The following is a 20,807-nucleotide window of genomic DNA, read 5'->3' on the forward strand; positions in this document are numbered from 1 at the left end:
GCAGATCAGGTGGGCCAGGTCTCGAAGAACCGGGTGTGGTCGACTCGAGCCTTACTCGCGAGGAGCAAGGACTTTGCTCTTTATTGAAAGTAACTCAGAGAAGGCGTGATGTCGATCTTCTTCTCAGTGAAGTTCCTGGAAAATGGGAGACCTGGGTCATGCAACCCCACCTCGGCCGAATCCTGATCGCTCTCGTCATGTCGGGTTCCCTTCTTGGCTGTCATGGCCCCGACCGAGTCGGCTCGGACGACGGCGGTGGGCTCGTCAACGTCCGAACCAAGAACGGCGTTCATGTTCGTGCCCCCTTCGTCAACGTCCACGTCGCCACCCGAAATCCGGAAGAGCGAGCGGAGGTCAATCCACCGTCCAATCCTCCCGCAGAACTCACTCCTCGCGATTTGGGTCAGGGCGAACCCTGACCACAACAAAAGAGGAGCCCCAACGGTGGCGCGGATTCGCCCGATCGGAGCTGATCATCCGGTATTTCTCCACAATCGGCGCGTTTTCAAGCGGCGTTGATGCGGTTAAAGTGGGGAATTGATCCTGGTCGAACGACCTTTTTCGCAGGACGACGAGTGGAAGGGCGAGCGGTCCGGTTTACGTGTTTGTTGACGCTTCTCGGCCATCGCCCGGCCCCCTCGGACACCAAGCTCGAGCACGAGGAGTTGTCCCTTTGAACCGTCTCTGGCTAGCCCTGAAGTCCTGCTTCCGCACGATGACCGACCGTGACTTCGCGGCTCGGGTTGAACCGCTCTTCCTCAAGGCCTCGACGGGCCCCGACCTCCGGGTCCTGGCGGTCCTCCAGCGCGACGGGCGCTTGATCGACTTCCTTGAGGAAGACATCGACGCCTACACCGACGCTCAGATCGGCGCGGCGGTCCGGGACATCCATCGCGGCTGCCGCAAGTCTTTGCGTGATTACCTGACGATCGAGCCGATCATGAACGCGGCCGAGGAAGAGCGGGTAACGATCGCGGCCGACTTCGATCCGGCCGCCATCCGCCTGATCGGTAACGTGAATGGATCGCCTCCGTTCCAGGGCGTTTTGAAACACCACGGCTGGCGGGTCAAGGCGGTCCATCTCCCCATCCTCCCAGTCGCCCGTGACGATACGTCGGTGCTCTCGCCGGCTGAGGTCGAGGTCGCCTGAGCAGGCCGCCGAGAGGCGGTAGGCGCATGCCCCTCGACGCCCTTTTTTTTTCTTTTGGATTGACCGGCGTCGGAGCCGAGTCCCCTACAGGCTCAGGTCCTCTTTGGTTGCACAACGCAAGGAGTCCGCATGTCCCGCTACGTCGTCGGCATCGACCTGGGTACGACGAACTGCGCGTTGGCTTATGCCGATACCCGCGAGGCGACCGACGACACCCCGGCGCCGATCCGGGCGTTGGCCATTCCTCAGGTGGTGGGAGTCAACGACGTCGGGGATCGGCCTGTCCTCCCCTCGTTCCTCTACCTGCCCGCCGCCAAGGAATTCCCGGCGGGGGCCACCGAACTTCCTTGGAAGTCACGGCCCGATCAGGTCGTGGGCCTGTTCGCCCGCGAGCACGGGGCCAAGGTCCCGGGCCGACTCGTAAGCTCGGCCAAGAGCTGGCTCTCGCATCCCGGGGTCGATCGCCGCAGTCCGATCCTCCCCCTGAACCCGGCGGAGGGGGTCGAAAAAGTCTCGCCCGTGGAGGCTTCGACCGCCTACCTGATGCATCTTCGTGACGCCTGGAACCAGCGGATCGCTGGCAAGACGGCCACCGACCGGCTCGAGCATCAGGACGTGTTCCTCACCGTCCCCGCCTCGTTCGACGCCGTGGCCCGCGAGTTGACCGTCGAGGCGGCACGCGCGGCGGGGTTCGAGCAGGTCACCTTGATCGAAGAGCCGCAAGCCGCCTTCTATTCCTGGCTCTCGGCACGCGGTGAGAGCTGGCGCAAGAACGTCAAGGTGGGCGACCTCCTCCTGGTCTGCGACGTGGGAGGCGGGACGACCGACTTCACCCTGATCGCCGTCACCGACCAAGGGGGAGACCTGGCTCTGACCCGCCTGGCCGTCGGCGAGCATATCCTGCTCGGCGGCGATAACATGGACCTGGCGCTGGCCCATGCCGTGGGCGCGCCCCTTCCCAACGGCATGGACGGACTCGACGCCACCCAGCGCGTCGCGCTCAGTTATGCCTGCCGGACCGCCAAGGAGACGCTCTTCGCCAGCCCCCAGAAGACCTCGGCGCCGGTGACGATCCTGGGCCGGGGATCGAAGGTCATCGGCGGCGCCATCAAGACCGAACTGTCCCGCGAAACCTTGAACACCGTCCTGCTCGACGGATTCCTCCCCCACTGCGCTCCGGCCGACATGCCCGCGCGTGGCCGTCGCGTGGGCCTGACCGAGATCGGCCTTCCCTACGCGTCCGACCCGGCCATTACCCGACACCTCGCGCGGTTCTTGGGTCAACAGGCAGGGTCGCTTCACGCCAAAGGGTCGACCATCCGCCCTTCGGCCATTCTCTTCAACGGCGGCGTCTTCAAGGCGACGGAACTCCGGGAACGGGTCGTCGAGGTCCTTTCCTCCTGGGCCGGCGAACCCGTGCCTCCCCTGGAAACCCATGACCTCGACCTGGCCGTCGCGCTCGGGGCCGCCTACTACGGGCAGGTCCGCCAAGGGCGAGGGATCCGGATCCGAGGCGGTGTTCCCCGCTCCTACTACGTCGGGATCGAAACCTCGGCCCCGGCCGTCCCCGGCGTGGCCCCGCCCATCAAAGCCCTCTGTGTCGTGCCGATGGGAATGGAGGAGGGGACCGAGAGAGACGTCCCCGGCCCTGAATTCGGCCTGGTCGTCGGCGAACCGGCGGAGTTCCGTTTTCTCGGGTCGACCACCCGGCGCGACGACCCGGTCGGCCTGATCCTCGACCGCTGGCAGCCCGACGAGCTCCAGGAAATGGCCCCGATGGAGACCTCGTTGGCCGCCGAGGAGGGCGACTCGGGCGAGACCGTCCCGGTTCGCCTCCACTCGCAGGTGACCGAGGTGGGCACGCTCGAGCTCTGGTGCAACAGCACCCGCGACGCCCGCCGTTGGAAGCTCGAATTCAACGTGCGTGAACCGGCCGAGACATCGTGAGCTCGCAACCGCGAGGACAAGGCCGCCGGTGCCCCTCTTTTTTTCCAACGATCCGTCAATGGGCTAAAAACCAAACGGAAAAGAGCGGACACTGCAAGTCGTTTCCCTGTCATGGCTTACAGTCGACGCTGCGGTGCAACTCTTTTCGGACAAACCTTTTGCGGAGACACCCGCTTCCTACTGGTTTCTAGCCCATTGGCGGATCATTAATTTTTTAACCACGAATAACACAAATGACACGAATGAATAAAAAATGATTGAATTTCTTTGTTATTATTCGTGTCATTTGTGTCATTCGTGGTTAAATTCTCCTTTTTTTCCGATACGACGGAACGAAAACCGATGGATAAACCCCTGGTTCTCAAGCTTGACGGCGCAGTCGAACACCCCTTGGAACTGACGTTCGAGGACCTCGCGCACTTGCCCGAGTCAGCGCAGGTGCGCGACGTCTCGCGGTTCCATCCTCAGCGGCAGGGGGACGGTGTCGTTCTTGAAGTGCTGCTGGCAAAGGTCCAGCCACGCCCCGAGGCAAACTACCTGACACTCCATGCCGATCGCGACGACTTCCACGTCTCGGTCCCCTTGCAAGCGGTCCGGGGCGAAGGCATCGTGGTCTACCGGCTCGGCGATCAGGCTCTCGGCCTGGAGCATGGTGGGCCGATCCGGTTCTTGATCAAGGATCCGGCGGCCTGTCACACCGACGAGCTCGATGACTGTGCCAACGTGAAGTACCTCAGCCGGATCGAGCTTACCGTGCGCAAGAGCCGCGACACGCGACCGGCCGATGAGGCCGCGCACGCCGCGCTTCATGCAGCGCAAGGGAACTGAACGGGCAAGGGGGACCCGCCCGGCCTGGATGGATTCTCAGTGCCACCAGCCGAGCAGCTCACCAAACTTCAGGGTCAGGACGACCACGGTCACGGCCCCCGATCCAAAGGCGGCGACCAGAACACAGGCCGCCGCAATCTCTCGGGCCATCCGGAACGGAGGCGCCTCGGGATCGCCGACCGCCCGCGCCAACGTATCGATGGCGCTATGGGTCAACTCGGAGAGCAGCACCATACAGGCTGCGATCACAAGCAGGCACCAAGCCCAGGGGCTAACCCCAAGCAGAGTGGCCGTCATCGCGATCAGGATCCCGCGATAGCCATGGGCGAAGAAGCTCGAGTCGCCTCGAATCGCGTGCTTCAACCCTCGGAGGCCGGCGGCGAACTTCTCGCGCGAGTTCCGACGGCCCGCGCGGGCCGTCCAGATCCCCGGCGGGTCGAACTCGCTCCAGTCATCGTCGCGGTCAGGGACCGTCAACAGGCCTCGCGGCATCTCGGTCTCGTGAGCTCCGTCGAGCATGAACTGGCCCCCAGGTCGACTCGGAACTCGTCCGGATGGATCCCGTAACTCATTCATAGTCATTGTGTCGGTGCATAGCGCGAGTCGAACTGGTTCAGCCCACTTCCCGATCCCAGACGGATTCCCGGGCTGAGGCGGGGCGAGATCGCAATCGCGAGCTGGGAGAAATTGTTACGCTGCGGATCGACCACCAGGCCGATCGTCGTCAGGTAGTCGGCACCGACCCGAGTGAACGAGAACATCGACGACAGCCAGATTGCGTTGCCAAAGTCATACGACGTTGAGAACGTCCCGTACCACTTCGGGCTCATCCAGTAGCTGACGCTCGGGTTCAACGCCGAAGTCGTGATCTGTCCGCTATCGAGGATCGTATAGCCAATAAAGATATTCCCACGTGGGGGACGGCTGATCGAAATACCCGACGTAATCACGTTCAGGCCGAACGGGTCCTCTGCCAGGTTCTTGTTTGGCTGGAATTTCGGCTTGCCCCCGATATCGAAGAACTCGAACCAGCCGTACGAGACCAGGCTTGTGCGATCACCGAGGAACCACTGCCAGTTGTACGTATTCTGACCGAAGGCTTTGCCGAAGTTATCGCGCTGGGCGTAGGGGAAATAGGTCGTCGAGAGGTCGAAGGTCATGAAGTCCATGATCCGCCGTTTCCCCTCGGGCCCTCGTTTGGTCTGAAGCCGCGAGTGCATGTTCAACTGGAGGGTCTGAATGGTCCCCTGAACGTCGGTCGTCCCGGTGATCGGCGAAATCCCCCGCCTCAGGATCAGGTGACGCGGATCGTACTGCGGCGGGAGCAGTCCCCCGTGGTATTGGAAGAGTGCGAAATACCGCCGGACGAACTCATACGTGTTGTCGTCGAGGTCGTCCTGAATTCCAAGTTCATTCAGGTTCACATTGGAATAGGCGTTTCGATAGTCGGCCTGAAAATTGACCTTATGGTTCAAGCCGTGAACGTTGAACAGGTCGCTTTCGATGTCGGGGTAGCGTTTCCAGGCCATGATGTCGGCACGTGCCCCCGCAGCCCCCCAGATCCGCCCGACGGCGGTGCCGCTGATCTGGTTGTCCCAGCCGACCGCTTGCCCTTGGACGTAGGGAACGACCCGAAAAATGTTGTCGAAGTTCAGCGGCATGTCGAGTTCATGGCTGGTGAAAGCACGCCCCGACCGGAAGACTCCGCTGGTGTTCGAGATCGGGTCGTAGGGCATGAACGCGAAGATGTTCGGGTTGTTCACTTCCACGGCCGTGTGCACGTTGGCATAGTCAATGCCTGAGTGCTGGTCGTAAGTCAGCAGGTTCCCCAGAGGGGAATCACCCAGGCGGTAGTAGTCGAGCCGGGGAAGCCACTGAGTCTCCGTGTTGAAGTTCTGGAGGTTGGCCTCGGTCCAGATCGACAAGGCCCAGTTGTCTTTTTGCCGGATGGCGTAGCCGAGGGTCTCCTGGTCAAGCCCGGTCTCGGTCAAACGCTTATAGTATTCTTCCAGGAACTGACGATCGGAGACGTAGGCGGCCTCCACCTGGAACCGAAAGTCCTCGTAGGGATCGGCATCGGGTCCGAGGAGTGACTGCATATGCCGCATATTGATGCGGCCACGAAACTTCTGGAAGGCGGGAACGCCATTGGGCAGACCCGGAATTCCGCTAATTCCGCGTTGAAACCCACGCTTGCCCGGCACCGTCCCATCGGGAAGGCGAATGTCTCCGGACGGTGTGACGATCGCCGGCCCAGTACCGAGCACGTCGATGCCGTCGTCTCTCAGCCCCCACATATCCAGGTAGCCGAAGTAGCCGTCAGGTCCGAGTTTGTCCATCTCGCGCTTATTGCGCCGGTACGGGTCAAACAGGTCGCTCACAAAGTCTTTGCCGAACCAGCCGATCTCGGAGCCGAGAGCAGGGAACTGCTTGCTGCGCATGCTCAAGTAGTCGATGTCGATATTCCAGGTATCGATCCAGTCCGGCTTGCGAATGCCGAACAGGCGAAACCCGTTGAAGTCGGCCAGGACCTGATGCCCGAGGTAGTTGTTATAGCCGTAGCGGATCTGGCGCATCGGCGGTTCGATGTCGTCGGCGTTGCCGAGAATCCGTGGCCAGTAGAAGACAGGCAAGGGGCCGAGGTAGAAAACATTCCGTCGCGCGTCGATCCGCCAGGTCAGGTCCGGCTCGGTGCGAGGGTCGCGGGGGTCGCCGACGCTCTGACCCGTGTTGGGATCGGTCTTCGTGCTCAGAACGTGAGTGATATCGACCGAGCGGCTGGTGAATCGGTAGCCAGGGACCGGGAACCGGCTGCCGGTGAGCATCGTCTGGTCGGCCCGAATCTCCTCGAACCCATAGGTCATTCCACCGTTCTTACCCGGAACCAGGGGCCGGAACTGCTCGATCCGGGGCGAGAACATCTTGGTCGGCGCGATCAGGCCGGGAGCGAACATGTCGAGTTGGGCATCGACCGCGATCAGGCGACCCGACTGGATGTTGAAGTAGGCTTTTTCCGCATGATAAGTCTGTTGATCGCCGGTGCCGGCCACCACCTGCTTGTCCTGGCGAATGATGACGTGACCTTCGAGATAGATCTCCATCGGGTCGCCGGCATCCTCGATCTGTTCACCGTTGGGGCCGGTACTCGTCTTGGCATCCATCTTGCGCCAGATGATGACCCGATCGGCCGAAAGGTCGATCACGCCCATCGGGGGAGGGGAGACGGTGAGGACGTTCACCCCCCCTCGGATGATGATCGTGCTGTACCCCCCGGCATTGGGAAGTGTTTGCAGGGTATAAGGGGTCCCGTCGCGGGAGGTCATCCGCGTCGTGCGCTGCGAGCCGGGCATGATCGGAATCGTGGGCGACGCGGGCTTGGCAGGCGAGGCGGCACCGCCAGCCGGCGAGCGAGGGGCCGGCTCAAGGCCCGGCCCGGGCAGCGGTTCGAGATCCGTGGGGGGCTCGAGCGGAAACGGAGAAAGATTGGGAACGCTCGGCGCATCCTCCATCTCCGGCGACTCCGCCGGCGCAGGGAACCCGCCTGGCGGATCACCCTGCGAGCCCCCATCAAAGCCTTCCGGCTCGAACTGGGTCGGAACCACGACTCGGTCGATCTTCTCGGCCTGATCCGCACTTGCATCCACGGCCGGCGGAACCACCGGGGGCACGGGAGCGAACTCCGGCAACGGCTCGGTGACTGGCGCGACGTCCGATATCACCGGACGAGCACTCGGCAGCGACCCGACAGCGCCGGGAGTTCCGTCCCTTTGAGCGGGCGGATACCCAAGGCTGGCGGGGGTGGCGGGCGAGACATCCGCCGCCGAAGCGGGAACGGTCACGGGCATCGACTCGCTCAGATGCTCGACCGGTATGACCGGACGAGAGCTCGGCCGAGGTGCCTCGGTCGCTTCCGCCGTGGGTGCTGCCCTACGGGTGACCGTCGTCGGCGTAACCGGCGACGGGGGAGCCAGGCTGATCTCCGGCCTCGACTCAGTCGCGGGCGCAGCCGATTTGACCGGACGAGCATTCGGCAGCGGGATGATCGGCGGCGGAGTGCTGGCGCGTTGAGTCGCCGGAAAGGCGCGGCCGAGAATCGCCAGGCCCTTCGGGGGGCCGGCTTCGCGAGCCACAGCCTTGTTGTCGTAGGGCTTGAACCGGACGTTCTTATCCGTCACCAGGGTGGTTCGATAGACGGGCAGGGGGGAGACAGGGCGGCCGATTGGCTGCGCCTGCCCCTCGGCATAAACGTCGAGCCGGTGCGTGGCACCGGTTGGCGTTTCGGACCGAGTGACCCTGATAACCGCTTGATTGGCGCGTACGCCTTCCAAGCCCTGGAGAATGGCGACCTTTCCCTGGAGCAGGAGCCATTGATCGGCCCCCTGATTCCAGAGTCGGATCGAGCCCGCCGCCAGATCGATCGGCTCAGCCGATCGAGCCGGATCGACGGATTCCGCCTGACTCCAAGCCTGAATTGGGCTCAGAGCGAGCGTGATCCCCAGGATGATCCAGCACCATGCCCGACGCGTGCTGTCGGTGGTTTGCTCGTGCTGCCGCACGGCACCTCCCCATAATCGACCAAGCCACCGCAAGGGCCAGCCTTCCCTGGCCGAGCCCCTTGATTGGACGTCGCATCTCGGAATCACGTGTTTCGCGCTCCGAAAAGCGTCAAGGTCCCTGGCGTTATTCGATGCGTTCCGAACGCGACCGGGTTAACAGTCAAGTGGCGACGCAATACGCCGCCCGTTCGGATCCGCGAGGTGACAATCGTTGGAATCTGGACATGACTTTTGACGGGACAATCGGCGGGCAAGATAGCCGCGGTGCCCCAAAGCGTCAACCCAAGAACCGCAGTTGAAGTCGATCTGTCGATCTGTCAGGAGACTTCGTGGCGAGCTTTGGGGGCTTTAAAGTGGCGGAGCAGGGCCGGGTTCAGGCCGTAGCTCATGCTGAGCAGTTTGACCGGGTGCAGCGTCCGCTTGGGCGCTCCTTGCTCCATCTGCATTCGGCAGGCCCCACACTCGGTAGAGCCGATCTCGATGTCGACGTCGCGAAGCCGGTTCAGCAAGGGCCGCCCAGCGCGCAGGGAGGTCCGGAAATGGTCGCGGGCCAGACCGAACGTTCCCGCCATGCCGGAACAGCCACGATCGATGAATTCGACGTCGAGTTCGGGGATGTTCCGGATCAGGTCGAGTCCCGGAGTCCCCACATCAAGCGCGCGGAGGTGGCAGGGTTGGTGATAGCCGACCCGGGCGCGGAGCGGATGCTTGGGCGCGGGAAGTTGTCCCCGCGCATCGAGTCCGGCGAGATACTGGCCGAGGTCATGCGTGTTCGCAGCCACGAGCGCGGCGTCGAGATCGTCGGTCAGTTTGAGATACTCGTGACGGAGCATCAAGGTCGCGGTCGGCTCGGAGCAAACGACCGTGTAGCCGTCGCGAACCGCATTCCCGAGGACCCGAAGGTTCGCCAACGCCAAGTCGCGGGCATGGTCGATATCGCCCGCGACCAGGGCCGGCATCCCCGAGCCACGCTGAGCCGTAGGCACATAGACGTTGACTTCGGCCTGATGGAGCACCGCCACCGCCGCTTCGGCCAACTCTTGATCGAAGTAGTTGGCATAAACATCGACGAAGTAGACGACCCGAGGACCAGGCGCCTGGGGCCTCGGCCGAGCCAGCCCGAGCCGTGCCGCACGACGGACGAACGGGGTTCGATGCACTTTCGGCAGCCGCCGGAGCTTGGCAAGGCCAAAGAGCCGCTCGAACAACCAGCGCGTCGCCCCATTGTTCAAGAGGGCGTTGCTGATGATCGGGAAGCGGCTCGCCACGCGCGACCAGAGGTCGACGCGGGAGAGCATCCAGTCCATCTGGGGCAACCCGTGATTCTCGGCGTACGCCGCCTTCGCCTCGAGCATCAAGGTGGAGACGTCAAGGCCTGACGGGCACTCCTTCGCGCAAAGATTGCAATGAATGCACAGGTCGGCATTCTGGCGAAGTTCTTCGGTCCCCCACAGCTTGGGGTCGATCGTCCCGGCCATCAACTGGCGGATGAGATTCGCCTTCGAGCGCGGTGTGGCCGCCTCCGAGCCAAGGGCCCGGAACGTCGGGCACATTCGCGCCGACGGGTCGGAGGTCCGGCAGGCGCCACAACCATTGCAGGCCGAGGCCGTCTCCATCGGGCTGCGATCGGTCCAGCGGAGCACGGGCAGAATCAACGGGACGACCGCGGTCCCCTCATCCGCAGTCGCTTCGGCTTCCTCCTCGGCGTCGGAAACCGAAGGCGGCATCGGCTTGATGTTGCGCAAGATCAGGTGCGGGTCATCGCCGATGACCTTGCCAGGGTTGAGGACGTTCAAAGGGTCGAACGCATCCTTGATCTCGCGAAAGACCTGGACCTGATCTCCAAACTGACGCCTCAGGAACTGGGTCCGAACGAGACCGCAGCCGTGGGCCCCCGAGATCGCTCCTCCCAGGTCGAGCACCGCCTCGACGACCTGGGTCGCCAACGGCTCGAGCTTGGCCAGGTCGCCCGGGTCGGCGATATCGAGAAAGGGGCGAATCCGCAGCAGGCCGAGGCCGGCCTGAGCATCCAGGGTCCAGCTCACGTCATGGTATTTGAGGATATTTTGCAGACGTTGCAGGAAGTCCGGTAGCGCCTTGGGAGGAACGACCACGTCTTCGATGAACGGAACAGGACGAGCGGGCCCTTTCATCCGCATCAGAAGAGGCTCGACCACGCGGCGCAGATTGAGCAAGCGTTCGGCCTCGGCGCGGCGAGTGACCTCGATCGGATCGGCGACGAGCAAACGCGAGCGGACCATCCGATCCGTCAAGCGGCGAATCCGGCCGCCCACCTCGTGCGGATCGTCACCTTCGAACTCGACGATCAGGACCGACTCGGCCAGTTCGGGAATCCAGTCGCGAAAGGCCGGCACGGCGTCACGCACCAGGCGAAGCGTCCGCCAGTCGTAAAGGTCACAGGCAGACGGGGATTCCTCCAGGCACTTGACGACCGCCTTGGCGGCGTCACCGATTCTCGCGAACGGCAAGAGCGCGACCCCTTGCGCGGCGGGGATCGGGATGGTCCGTAGAGTCGCCTCGGTGACCAGGGCCAGGGTCCCTTCCGAGCCCACGATCAATCGCGCTAGATCGATGCATGAAGTCGTCGCCGAACGCCCCAGAGCGTAGCCAGCGCGATTGCGAGGGACCGGCGCAATCCGACGCATGAGCATTTCACTATTATGCCGTACCAGCGCTCCGAGCTTGCGGACGACGACCCCCTTGAAGTCGATTGCGTCGTCGTCGAACTCGGGCCAGGGTTCGCGACCGACCTCGGCGACCTCGCCGTGCGCAAAGACCACACGGAGGCGTTCCACGTAATCGCCGGTCGACCCCCAACGGAGCGAACGAGGGCCCACGGCGTCGACGCCGATCATCCCGCCGATCGTGCAATACTCGGAGCCGGCGGGGTCGGGCCCAAGTCGTCGGCCCATCGGCGCGAGTTGCGCGTTCAAATGGTCGAGCACCACGCCCGGTTGAACCACAACGCTCTCGGCGGCGATCGAAACGATCCGCCGGAAATGGCGACTGAAGTCGATGACCAATCCCGCGCCCAGGACCCCGCCCGACGGGTCGGTCCCCGCCCCGCGCGCCTGCACGGCGATCTGGTTCTCCGCCGCGTATCGGACCGCAGTCGCCACATCCTGCTCGGTCCGAGGGACGATTACCCCGAGGGGGTCGATCTCATAAATGCTGGCATCATGCGCATAATTGGCGCGTTCGAGTGGCTTGAATAGCAACTCGCCCTCGATGACTCCGCGCAGGTCGTCGTGAATCCGTGCTCGCCGCTCATCCAAGGCTGGGCCGCGTCCTTAAACAGTCCGAAGAACCGTTCGATACGGTGAGTCGAATTCGCCAGAGTTCAGCCCGCTCTCTCGGGTGAGGACGCGGCATCGGCCGCAGCCCGCTCGCCTTTCAACTGCTCCACTCGCAACCGCTCCTGCCGATAGCGCTCGCCGATCGCCAGGTCGAACATCTTGAAGCGGCCGGACGGATTCGATCCCATCCCACGATATTGGCCCAGACAGCGGTAGCAGATCGTGACGTCGGGGACACGATAAAACAGCGCCATGTCAAGCAGGGCGGAGGCCAAAAGCACCACGTACGTCAGCACTGGCATTTCATAATACCAGAAGACCGTACTGATCGCGAAGCCGACGATCACGATCATGAGCCCGAGACCTTGGGGAAAGTCCTTCTGGATGTAAAGGTCTTCGGTCCCGCACCAGGCGCACGACTTCAACGCCCCGTTCTCGGTCGACCCGGGATGCATGTCACGCTTCAGCGCACAGCCTCCGCAAGTCACCGAAGGGATCGACTCAATCGGCGAGGCTTCGCCCACCGCACTGCAGTTCGGACACTGATACGTCAACTCCATCGGCCGCCCTTATTCTCTTCTTGGATCGCGGCCGCGCCCCGGATCGAGCCGCTGCCACAACCGAGGATTCGCGCTGCCCCGACCCAGGATCGTTATCGGCCGATCGCCCCAAAGCGCCGCCAAACGACCCTCTCACACCCCAATCCAGCGACCCTTCGCGACCCTTTCGAGTTTACCGTTCCCCCCCGCCCACGAGATAGACCGCCGACCTCGCCGCTCTCTTCAGTTCAGCCAGCCAGCCCTGGGCGACGATCACCCCATTGCAGGGGAACATAATGAAGTCAACTCTCCGATCAGAACGAAGATGACCGCGATATAGAGGATACCGGTCGCCGATTGCGTGGAACGGATCTCCACGGTTTTCCAGGTCATTACGGTGGCCAGGGCGAGGCCGGCGAATCCCATTCCCCAGCGGATCGTCAGAAAGAGGGGCGAGACGCCCGCCGAAAGGTTCGAGCCAGGAGGGCCATTGAGCCAAAACCAGAGACTGAGCCCGGCCACGAACGCCCTGATCCCGAGTCCCCCGGCCATGCACTTGACGAACCGCCGGAGCGGCGAGATCGACATGGCAGGCGCCGTGAGATAGTGATGCCCGAGCAGCATCGCCGTGAACGTCGAGCCCATCAGAAACGCGGAGGCCAGCCGGCCGCTGGCGGTGAGCGCCCAGGCCTCGGCCCGAGCGTCGCGCGAGACCGCGACCAGAATGCCTGCCGTGGCGAGCACGATGACGCTCGTCGTCGGCAGCGCCAGGCGAGGGAGACCAAGCCCCCACGTCACCGTGGCGAGATACGCAAGCACCGCCGCGCCGATGACGACCCCAGCGGGGACATTCACGCCCGCCCTCGACATATCGAGGGCGGCAAGAACGAGGAGACCGAGGATAATTTGGGAGTGGGTCCGGAAGAACGAGGGGGGCACGATCCGCCAAGGGGTGGCCAGCAGCAGCAAAGCCAGGCCACACGCCAGGCGAATCGCAAAATCAGCCAGCAGCGGGATCGTCGGGATTGGCATCGCCTGGACTCGCTCGTAAGGGCGCCAGTTCTCGGAGCAACTCTCACGCTAAGGCGGCCCAGGCCGAGCGTCTTACGTCGGCGAGGCATAAAAAAAGGCGAACACGGCGTCGACGCCCCAGCAGCCGACTCAATCAGGTCGGCTTGCCGCCGAAGATCAGCGAGAGCACTTCATGCCGCGTCGCAAGCCGCTCCTTGAAGGCACCCCGCATTGCGCTGGTGACGAAGGAGCTGCCTGGCTTGTGAACCCCGCGAACGGTCATGCAACTGTGGCTGGCCTCGATCACGACGGCCACTCCGCGTGCGTCGAGCTCCTTCATGAGGAGATCGGCCACGTCCTCGGTCAAGCGTTCCTGCATTTGCGGACGCTTCGCGAGCACGTCGATCACGCGAGGAATCTTCGAGAGGCCGATGACCTTGCCATTGGGCAAGTAAGCCACATGCGCCTGACCGATGAACGGCAGGAGATGATGCTCGCAAAAGCTCTCGAACCGGATGTCCTTGACCAGGACCATCTCGTCATATTTCTGGGTAAACAGCTTTTGGAGGTGAACTTTCGGGTCTTGGTGCAACCCTCGGAACACCTCGGCATACATCCGCGCGACCCGGTCCGGCGTGTCGCGAAGTCCTTCACGGTCGGGGTCTTCCCCCACGGCGATCAGAATTTCCCGAACCGCGCCTCGGATACGTTCGAGGTCCATCTTGGTCTCGGACACGCTGGCATTCTCGTCTTCGTTGTCGTCGTCGAACGCACCATCTCCGCAATCGTAGGCACTGCGTTCCGACGGAAAAGCCTCGGACATGATCACAATCTCAAGCAGGTAGTCACCGAGGCGGGTCGCGACTGATTCGACCGACTTCGCGACGTCTGTAAATCAAGGCAGCTTTTCTAGTTCCGTAAAAATTCGGAATCCCTATTCTAAGTCCGCAAGCCGCGAAAATCAAGAACGAGGCGCGGCTAGTTCGAACTGAACGGGGGAGGGAAGCTCGCCCCTTGGGTCTCGCCCGGATGGTGAGCGAGGATTCGGCCGAGAATCTCCATCAAGGCGTCGGCACGATGCGCCACCCGGGCCTCGGCCAGAAGACGCTGCTTCACCTCCACCGGGAGCCCCAGGGTATAGGCGACGAGGTCGGTAAGCGGCCCAAGGGGAAGTGAGGTCTCGAGGATCGCGAGTAGATCCGCATCGTTCGGTTTGGGTCCGGTTCGGCTCACGACCTCTCCGAACAAATGGTGCAGGTCGTTCCGGCGGTGATCCCCCTCGGCAGGGCCAAGATCCCGGTCCTCCAGGGTCTCGGCTTCGGCCAATCGATAGAGTTTCTCCGTGGGAATCTCGCGGGTGAGCCGGACGCGTTTCAGCCCCAGCAAAAGGATGTTGAACCGGCCGTCGGGAAGGCGCTGATGCTGAATAATCCGGCCCAAACACGCGATCTCCTCGATCGCGGGGACTCCGACCGCAGGCTCGGGCGCGTCGTCACGCTGCTGAACCATCGTGATCAGCCGGTCACCCTCGGCCAGGGCGTCCTCGGTCATCTGGCGATAGCGCGGCTCGAAGATATGCAAGGGCAGGATCGCGTGCGGAAAAAAGACGAGGCCAGGGAGAGGGAAAAGCCGGCAGACGTTGCGGAACGCTCTCAGGTCACCGTCATCGGCCATCGTTCGAGTCCCGCCAATTAAACAGGAGTGGAGAACCGGTTCCAACTCGATGGGTTCGGCTTTGGCCTCCAGCCTCGCAGAGCAACCGTCACCCACATAATCTTAGTAACATGGTCGCGTGCGGCAAGTCGGCGGGTTCCCGCCCAGGGTCGGCTCGCGATCAAGGAGCCCCGTCGTAGTAGATCGGTCGACCGTGGTTCGCGGTGTGACCGTGGCCATGGTCGACCCCGGCCCGGCAAGGCGGGCAGTGAAGGCGGGGTAGGGGTTTGCGACAGTAATCGTCCGGGGTGCAGGGAGTGGCGAAGCAGTCGCGGTTCCACCAATGAAACAGGCCGCCGCCGTCCGGATTCCAACCGCCGACCGGTCCGAGCCGGTGGAAGAAATCATGGGGCGAGGCCGGTACCCTTTCAATCCGTGGGCCTCCCCCAAAGGCCGGGGAACCCGCCAGAATCACGATCAAGACGATCCCGATACCGGATTTTCGCACCAACATAGGCCGCTCCATCTTCGTTCGGGTTCGGCGGTCAGGGAAGAGCCGGTGGCAGAGCATCGGCCGGCTCGGGGCGAGCAGGTTCTTCGACGGGCGACGGTCGACTCGGGTCGTCGAGACCTTCAGGGATGCGCACCGGTTCGGGCGGAGCGGCCGGTCTGGGAGCAGCAACCGGAGTCGCAACAGCAGAAGGCGGCGCAGGCATGGTGGCCGGTGTCTCCGCCTCCCGCAAGCGATACTCCCAGCCACCCCCCAGAGCCCGATAGACCGAAATCAGGTTCAGGGCGATCTCTCCCTGGGCGGTCGCCAGCCGGTCCTGCTGCTGGACTTGCGTCGTTTCCAGGTTGAAGACCCGGTTGAAATCAATCGTGCCCGTCTTGTATTGCGAGAGCCCCACCTGGCTGGCTGCGGCCGCCGCCTCCACGCTACGTCGGAGCGACTCGGTCTGCTCCTGAGACCTCAGAAAGCCCCGCAACGAGACCTGAACCTCGCGCCCGGCCGACAGGACGCGACTCTGATAGGTGGCGATCAGTTCCTCGGTCCGTGCTTGCTGGAGATGGATGTTGTTCTGGATCCGCCCGTAATTCAAAACGTTCCAGCGAAAGCCAGGTAGTAACAGGCCCAGGAAACTCTTGGTGGAGAAGGCCTTCGAGAAGTCTTCAGCGTCCCAACCAATCGTTCCGTTGATGAACAGGGTGGGGTAGAGGTCGGCCTCGGCCACGCCGATCTGGGCACTCTGGGCCGCGACCTGCCGCTCGGCACTCCGGATGTCAGGGCGGCGGCGGAGCAGGTCGGCCGGGATCCCCGTGGCGACCCAGGTCGGTGTGTTCGGGACCGGAGACCCGCCGAGGTCGGCGCCCGGTCCCAGCTCCGGCTCAAGATCGTGCGGGGGGGTCCCGAGAAGGATGCAGAGTGCGTCATTCGCCTGGCCTAACTGGATCTGCAAGGCCGGGATGGTCGACCGGGTCTGCTCCAGAACGGTCTTCGCCTGCTCGACGTCGAGCCGGGTCGTCGTCCCGACCCGGAACTTCTGGTCGGCGAGTGAGAGGACCTGCTCCTGGATCTGAACATTGCTCTGGGCGATCTTGATCCGCTGCTGGGACACTCGATACTGCACGTAGTTCGAGGCGATGTCGGCGAACAAGGTCACCAGGGCCGCGTCGTAGTCCTCAACCGACGCATCCAAGGTCGCATTGGTCGACTCCACGTTGCGCCGAATCCGACCCCACAAATCAAGTTCCCAGCTCAGGTTGAAGCCAAAGAACCAGTTGGAGAAGGACAACGGGACCGAGTTGGCCGGAAGGGCCGCGGCAAGCGAATTGAACGGAGGAAGATTGGGGCTGAGATTGACCCGAGCATAGGACCCAAGCGCCTGCTGCGACTGGGGGAAGATATTCCCAACGGCGATCGCCTGGCCCGCTCGGGCTTCGAGAACACGAGCGCCGACGACACGGAGAGTCGGGTTCTGCTCATAGGACCGCTGGATCAGCGTCGTGAGCGTCGGATCGCTGAAGACCGACCACCAGTCGTCGCTTTCGAGCGGAGCGTTCCGGACGGCCGGGTTCTCGGCCTCGATCCAGGCCGGGGCCACCGGCGCGGGCGGGCGCCCGTAGTTCGGGCCGAGCTTGAGCCCGTTGTGGACGTACTCCTTGAGGCTGGTGGTTCCGCAACCACTTCCAACCACAAGAGCGACCAACAGGACGGCTGGAGTCGACCAGGCTTGTCGGCCTCGCCGCACGCTCCCACGATCATCCGACCAGAGTGGGAGTCGCCCATCCATGAGTTGGGTCCCCATGCCGATTCGTTCTTGGGCTGAGTGGCGAACGTTCGCCTGCCTCCCATCCAGAACAGTCCTTACCATCAGGACTATCGGCACACCCCACTTAATTTACTGAAGGTATTCCGACGAAGACCCACAAGTCGGCCGAAAAATCAGACCCGCTCGTGCCCTATTCCGCTCCGATGTGGGCCCCCTTTTCGGCCACCGACGGTCTCATCAAAAAGACCAGGCCGACGAGCAATAGCGAAAGCATCGAAAAAAACCAGAAACTATCGAAATAGGCCAGGCTGGTCGCCTGTTGATCTCTCAAGGCGTCCAAGGCTTGCAAAGACATCAACGACGACCCGGCCGGGTCGCCGGTCTCCCGGATGAAGGCGGACTGTCCCTGGTTGAGGAAGTCCTGAACTTGCGGATTCAAGGGGTCAAGGAACTCGCCGACCCGCGCAGAATGGAACTGCGAACGCCGTTGCACCAGGGTCTTGGCCAGTGAGGTCCCCACGCTCCCGCCTTCATTCCGGAGCAGGGCAAAGAGCCCGACTGCCGCCCCGCGCATCTGCTGAGAGACTCCTTGAAACGCCGCGACGGTCAGGGGGGCGAAGATGAGCGAGATCCCCATGAACGTCACCACCCGCGGCCAGATGACGAGCGATGGGCTAATCTCCAGGTTCATCGACGCCATCCAGCGATTCCCGGCGGCCATCAAGAGCAGGCCCGCCAGAATCAGCCAGCGAGCATCCGTGCCTCGACCCAGGAGAAACCCGGAGACCAGCAACATCGCCACCGAGCCGATCCCCGAGGGAGAAAGCACCAATCCGGACGCATAAGCATCGTAGCCGAACAAGGTCTGGAGCAACCCCGGCAAGGTCGTCGACGTCGCGTAGAGAACCCCATAAACGGAGAAGACGATCATGCTACAGGCCGCGAAATTACGGTCGGCCAAGGGCCGAAAATTGACCACCGGGTCGGGGATTCGCAACTCGTGGATAATCAGCGACACCAGCGACACGGCGAAGATGATCGCCATCGTTTGCGCCCGCCAGGTGGGATCGGCATACCAGTCCCACTCCTGCCCTTTGCTCAGAAGAATCTCCCAGCAGCTCACGGCCAGGATCAGCAGGCTGAGCCCGAGATAGTCGAAACGGACCGGCCGCCGGCGCAGATCCGCCCGTATCTGCTTGAGGTAAGGGGGATCCTCGACCACCAGGTAGCAGGCCAGGCAACCGAGCGCACCGACCGGGATGTTGATATAAAAAATCCAACGCCACTCGTAGAAGACCGTGAGATAGCCCCCTAGCGTCGGACCGATCACCGGCGCGATCAGGCCCGCAATTGCAAACAGGGTCATGGCCGACCCCTGCTTCTCGGGCGGGAAGGCGTCGATCAGGATCCCCTGGCTGGAGGGCTGAAGCCCGCCACCGGCCAACCCCTGGATCACCCGGAACAGGATCAGCTCCTCGAGACTACTGGCCGTGCCACAGAGTCCCGACGCGATCGTGAAGACGGCGATCGAGATCAAGAAGTAGTTCCGACGGCCGAGTCGGCTCGACAACCAGCCCGAGATCGGCAAGATCGTGGCATTGGCTGCCAGATAGCTGGTGATCACCCACTCGCTGTCATTGACCGACGCCGACAGGCCGCCGGCGATGTACCGGAGCGCAACGTTGGCAATCGTCGTATCCAGGACCTCCATGAAGGTGGGCACGACGACTGCGGCAGCGACGATCCAGGGGTTGACCGGCGGACGTTGAGTCTTGGTCGAGACGAGGGCCGCGCTGCTCATCCGGAATATGTCCTCGATTGCGGACTGGGGAACAACGCGTAACTTATCGCCTTCCTCAATCCGGCGATCCAATCATGGCGACGCAGCAGCAGGAGCGGGCGTAGTCGTGGCAGGAGGCTTGGGCTCCTCCGCCGGCTTCGAATTCATGTGGGATTGGTCAGTGAGGGGACCTTTGGGGAGTGGTCGAGCGGGCTGCAAGATCTCGCCGGCAAGCGGCCCCGTTGCGGGCTCCTTGAAATAGACGTACGGGACGACAGATAGCCCGACAAACAGGGGTGTCTTCTCCGGATCAAGGTTCGTGAACTCGATCCGGACCGGGAGGCGCTGGACCACCTTGACGTAGTTGCCGGTCGCATTTTGCGGGGGGAGCAGAGAGAGGGTCTGACCGGTCCCCATGGTGAAGCCCGTGATTCGCCCCTCGAACTCTCGCTTACGGCCGTACATATCCACCTCGCAGCGCACGCGCTGGCCAATCCGAAGGTCGGCCAGTTGCGTTTCCTTGAAGTTGGCGTCGACCCAGATTTCGGACTGAGAGCGGATGGCCATCAGGTTCTGGCCCGCCTGAACATTGTTGCCCGGATTGACATTTCGGCGTGTGACCACGCCATCGATCTCGCTCACGACGTCGCAGTAGCGTAGGTCCAGCTCGGCCTTATCCAGGGCACGTCGTGCCTGGAGTAGCTTCGCCTCGGCCTGCTTGATCGCGGGGGCCTGGGGGATCAGGCGTGCATAGATCCGCTCGAGGTTGCCTTGCGGGTCGAGTTTGTAGAACTCCTCGATCGCCTGCTTCGGCGTCGCATTCCAGGAACTGGGCGAGTAGCCGAGCTGGGCTGCGCTCTGGAGCAAGATCCCCAAGGACTGGCGCACGGCCGAGAAATTCTCGACGAGGTCCGGGGGCGTCTGGCTGAGGTCATTTCCTTCCGGCGGCTTGGCGGGCAAGCCGAGGCCCACCCGCGTCGCATAAATGGTTTGAAGAGCCTGGTCGACGTTCGCCTCATCGACCTTGACCGCCTGGCGGCGCATGTCGACATCTTCCTTACTGATCCCCCCACCCGGGAGCAGTTGCTCTCCTCGTCTGAAGTTCGCCCGGGCGAGGTCCAGGGTGGCCTTCTGGCTGTTGAGGGCTGACACCTGCGACCGAAGCTCGGCGATCTTGGTGTTGACCGTCTCGATGGAACGAGCCAGTTGAAATCGATTGGCTCGAATCTGGGCCACTTCGCCACGGACCATGGCTTGCGCCGCGGTCAGGTCCGCCTCGGCTGCCGTGACCACCGCTTGCTGGATTGCAAGCTGAACCTCATAAGGTTCCCGGTCGAGCTGGACGAGAATATCCCCTCGTCTCACCCTCATATTGTCGTCAACGAGCACCTGGGCCACCTGGCCGCCGACGCGTGGCGCCAGGAAAGTCACATGGCCGTTGATGTAGGCGTCGTCGGTCGAGACCGTATCCAGGGCCGTTCGGATCATCGGGATCAGCGCGATCACCCCGGCGATCAAGCCGACCAAAACCGCCGCCAGGAAGATCCGTTTCCGCCAGGGCGACGCGGGACGCGTCGGCTTGCCGGGAGGGGGCACGGTCGTCGCCTCTGCCACCGGATGGGCCGGGGCTACGGACGATGGTTCATGGGTCCCGGAAGAAGCCGTCGTTTTGGCCGGCGTGTCGGGGCCTTTATCAAGCGAATCTGCCATTCCAGTCGATGCCCCTCTCGGTATCCGAAAGCGCCGCAAATCGACC

At 63.1% G+C, this 20,807-nt stretch carries 15 protein-coding genes; 4 read left to right on the forward strand and 11 right to left on the reverse strand.

Going from position 1 to position 20,807, the window contains the following annotated elements; translation table 11 throughout:
• Window positions 1-158 precede the first annotated feature (158 nt).
• The 4 genes from SINAC_RS39885 to SINAC_RS14640 all read left to right on the forward strand — a co-directional run bounded on the left by SINAC_RS39885 (window position 159) and on the right by SINAC_RS14640 (window position 3,925).
• Window positions 159-419 carry a hypothetical protein gene (locus SINAC_RS39885; protein WP_015246415.1) on the forward strand — a complete coding sequence of 87 codons (261 nt, stop codon included), beginning with the start codon at window positions 159-161 and terminating at the stop codon, window positions 417-419.
• A gap of 254 nt (window positions 420-673) precedes the next feature.
• Window positions 674-1,150, forward strand: coding sequence for a DUF2760 domain-containing protein (locus SINAC_RS14630; protein WP_015246416.1), 477 nt, complete (start codon window positions 674-676; stop codon window positions 1,148-1,150).
• A 129-nt stretch (window positions 1,151-1,279) separates the two neighbouring features.
• Entirely contained in the window at window positions 1,280-3,097 is a 1,818-nt protein-coding gene (locus tag SINAC_RS14635) for an Hsp70 family protein (protein ID WP_015246417.1), read from the forward strand.
• A 342-nt stretch (window positions 3,098-3,439) separates the two neighbouring features.
• Window positions 3,440-3,925 carry a molybdopterin-dependent oxidoreductase gene (locus SINAC_RS14640; protein WP_020466135.1) on the forward strand — a complete coding sequence of 162 codons (486 nt, stop codon included), beginning with the start codon at window positions 3,440-3,442 and terminating at the stop codon, window positions 3,923-3,925.
• 36 nt (window positions 3,926-3,961) lie between these two features.
• Here SINAC_RS14640 and SINAC_RS14645 read toward each other — a convergent pair whose 3' ends face one another.
• The 11 genes from SINAC_RS14645 to SINAC_RS14695 all read right to left on the reverse strand — a co-directional run bounded on the left by SINAC_RS14645 (window position 3,962) and on the right by SINAC_RS14695 (window position 20,761).
• Complete coding sequence (locus SINAC_RS14645; protein WP_015246418.1) at window positions 3,962-4,444, reverse strand: diacylglycerol kinase; 483 nt, start codon at window positions 4,442-4,444, stop codon at window positions 3,962-3,964.
• Window positions 4,445-4,503: 59 nt separating this feature from the next.
• On the reverse strand, window positions 4,504-8,481 hold the full coding sequence (locus SINAC_RS14650) for an LPS-assembly protein LptD (RefSeq protein ID WP_015246419.1): 3,978 nt from the start codon (window positions 8,479-8,481) through the stop codon (window positions 4,504-4,506).
• A gap of 317 nt (window positions 8,482-8,798) precedes the next feature.
• On the reverse strand, window positions 8,799-11,777 hold the full coding sequence (locus SINAC_RS14655) for an FAD-binding oxidoreductase (protein ID WP_015246420.1): 2,979 nt from the start codon (window positions 11,775-11,777) through the stop codon (window positions 8,799-8,801).
• A 65-nt stretch (window positions 11,778-11,842) separates the two neighbouring features.
• On the reverse strand, window positions 11,843-12,358 hold the full coding sequence (locus SINAC_RS14660) for a hypothetical protein (RefSeq protein ID WP_015246421.1): 516 nt from the start codon (window positions 12,356-12,358) through the stop codon (window positions 11,843-11,845).
• 252 nt (window positions 12,359-12,610) lie between these two features.
• Entirely contained in the window at window positions 12,611-13,369 is a 759-nt protein-coding gene (locus tag SINAC_RS14665; protein WP_015246423.1) for a hypothetical protein, read from the reverse strand.
• 133 nt (window positions 13,370-13,502) lie between these two features.
• Window positions 13,503-14,171: a GTP cyclohydrolase I FolE gene (folE, locus tag SINAC_RS14670; protein WP_015246424.1), complete on the reverse strand. Its 669-nt coding sequence runs from the start codon at window positions 14,169-14,171 to the stop codon at window positions 13,503-13,505.
• A 155-nt stretch (window positions 14,172-14,326) separates the two neighbouring features.
• Window positions 14,327-15,022, reverse strand: a complete 696-nt coding sequence (locus SINAC_RS14675; protein WP_015246425.1) for an LON peptidase substrate-binding domain-containing protein — start codon at window positions 15,020-15,022, stop codon at window positions 14,327-14,329.
• Window positions 15,023-15,182: 160 nt separating this feature from the next.
• The gene (locus SINAC_RS14680) at window positions 15,183-15,515 is read right to left on the reverse strand and encodes a hypothetical protein (protein WP_015246426.1); all 333 of its coding nucleotides are present in this window, start codon (window positions 15,513-15,515) and stop codon (window positions 15,183-15,185) included.
• Window positions 15,516-15,546: 31 nt separating this feature from the next.
• Window positions 15,547-17,292 carry an efflux transporter outer membrane subunit gene (locus SINAC_RS14685; protein WP_015246427.1) on the reverse strand — a complete coding sequence of 582 codons (1,746 nt, stop codon included), beginning with the start codon at window positions 17,290-17,292 and terminating at the stop codon, window positions 15,547-15,549.
• A 169-nt stretch (window positions 17,293-17,461) separates the two neighbouring features.
• Window positions 17,462-19,072, reverse strand: a complete 1,611-nt coding sequence (locus SINAC_RS14690) for a DHA2 family efflux MFS transporter permease subunit (RefSeq protein ID WP_015246428.1) — start codon at window positions 19,070-19,072, stop codon at window positions 17,462-17,464.
• A 72-nt stretch (window positions 19,073-19,144) separates the two neighbouring features.
• On the reverse strand, window positions 19,145-20,761 hold the full coding sequence (locus SINAC_RS14695) for an HlyD family secretion protein (protein WP_020466132.1): 1,617 nt from the start codon (window positions 20,759-20,761) through the stop codon (window positions 19,145-19,147).
• Between the last annotated feature and the right edge of the window lie 46 nt (window positions 20,762-20,807).

Origin of the sequence: Singulisphaera acidiphila DSM 18658 (genome assembly GCF_000242455.2) — a bacterium.
GTDB classification, from domain to species: domain Bacteria; phylum Planctomycetota; class Planctomycetia; order Isosphaerales; family Isosphaeraceae; genus Singulisphaera; species Singulisphaera acidiphila.

Bases quoted from the DNA above. Each gene is read 5' to 3' on its own strand.
- SINAC_RS39885 (WP_015246415.1), top strand. From the start codon at position 159: ATGCAACCCCACCTCGGCCGAATCCTGATCGCTCTCGTCATGTCGGGT.
- SINAC_RS14635 (WP_015246417.1), top strand. From the start codon at position 1,280: ATGTCCCGCTACGTCGTCGGCATCGACCTGGGTACGACGAACTGCGCG.
- SINAC_RS14640 (WP_020466135.1), top strand. From the start codon at position 3,440: ATGGATAAACCCCTGGTTCTCAAGCTTGACGGCGCAGTCGAACACCCC.
- SINAC_RS14645 (WP_015246418.1), bottom strand. From the start codon at position 4,444: ATGCTCGACGGAGCTCACGAGACCGAGATGCCGCGAGGCCTGTTGACG.
- SINAC_RS14660 (WP_015246421.1), bottom strand. From the start codon at position 12,358: ATGGAGTTGACGTATCAGTGTCCGAACTGCAGTGCGGTGGGCGAAGCC.
- SINAC_RS14665 (WP_015246423.1), bottom strand. From the start codon at position 13,369: ATGCCAATCCCGACGATCCCGCTGCTGGCTGATTTTGCGATTCGCCTG.
- folE (WP_015246424.1), bottom strand. From the start codon at position 14,171: ATGTCCGAGGCTTTTCCGTCGGAACGCAGTGCCTACGATTGCGGAGAT.
- SINAC_RS14675 (WP_015246425.1), bottom strand. From the start codon at position 15,022: ATGGCCGATGACGGTGACCTGAGAGCGTTCCGCAACGTCTGCCGGCTT.
- SINAC_RS14680 (WP_015246426.1), bottom strand. From the start codon at position 15,515: ATGTTGGTGCGAAAATCCGGTATCGGGATCGTCTTGATCGTGATTCTG.
- SINAC_RS14685 (WP_015246427.1), bottom strand. From the start codon at position 17,292: ATGGATGGGCGACTCCCACTCTGGTCGGATGATCGTGGGAGCGTGCGG.
- SINAC_RS14690 (WP_015246428.1), bottom strand. From the start codon at position 19,072: ATGAGCAGCGCGGCCCTCGTCTCGACCAAGACTCAACGTCCGCCGGTC.
- SINAC_RS14695 (WP_020466132.1), bottom strand. From the start codon at position 20,761: ATGGCAGATTCGCTTGATAAAGGCCCCGACACGCCGGCCAAAACGACG.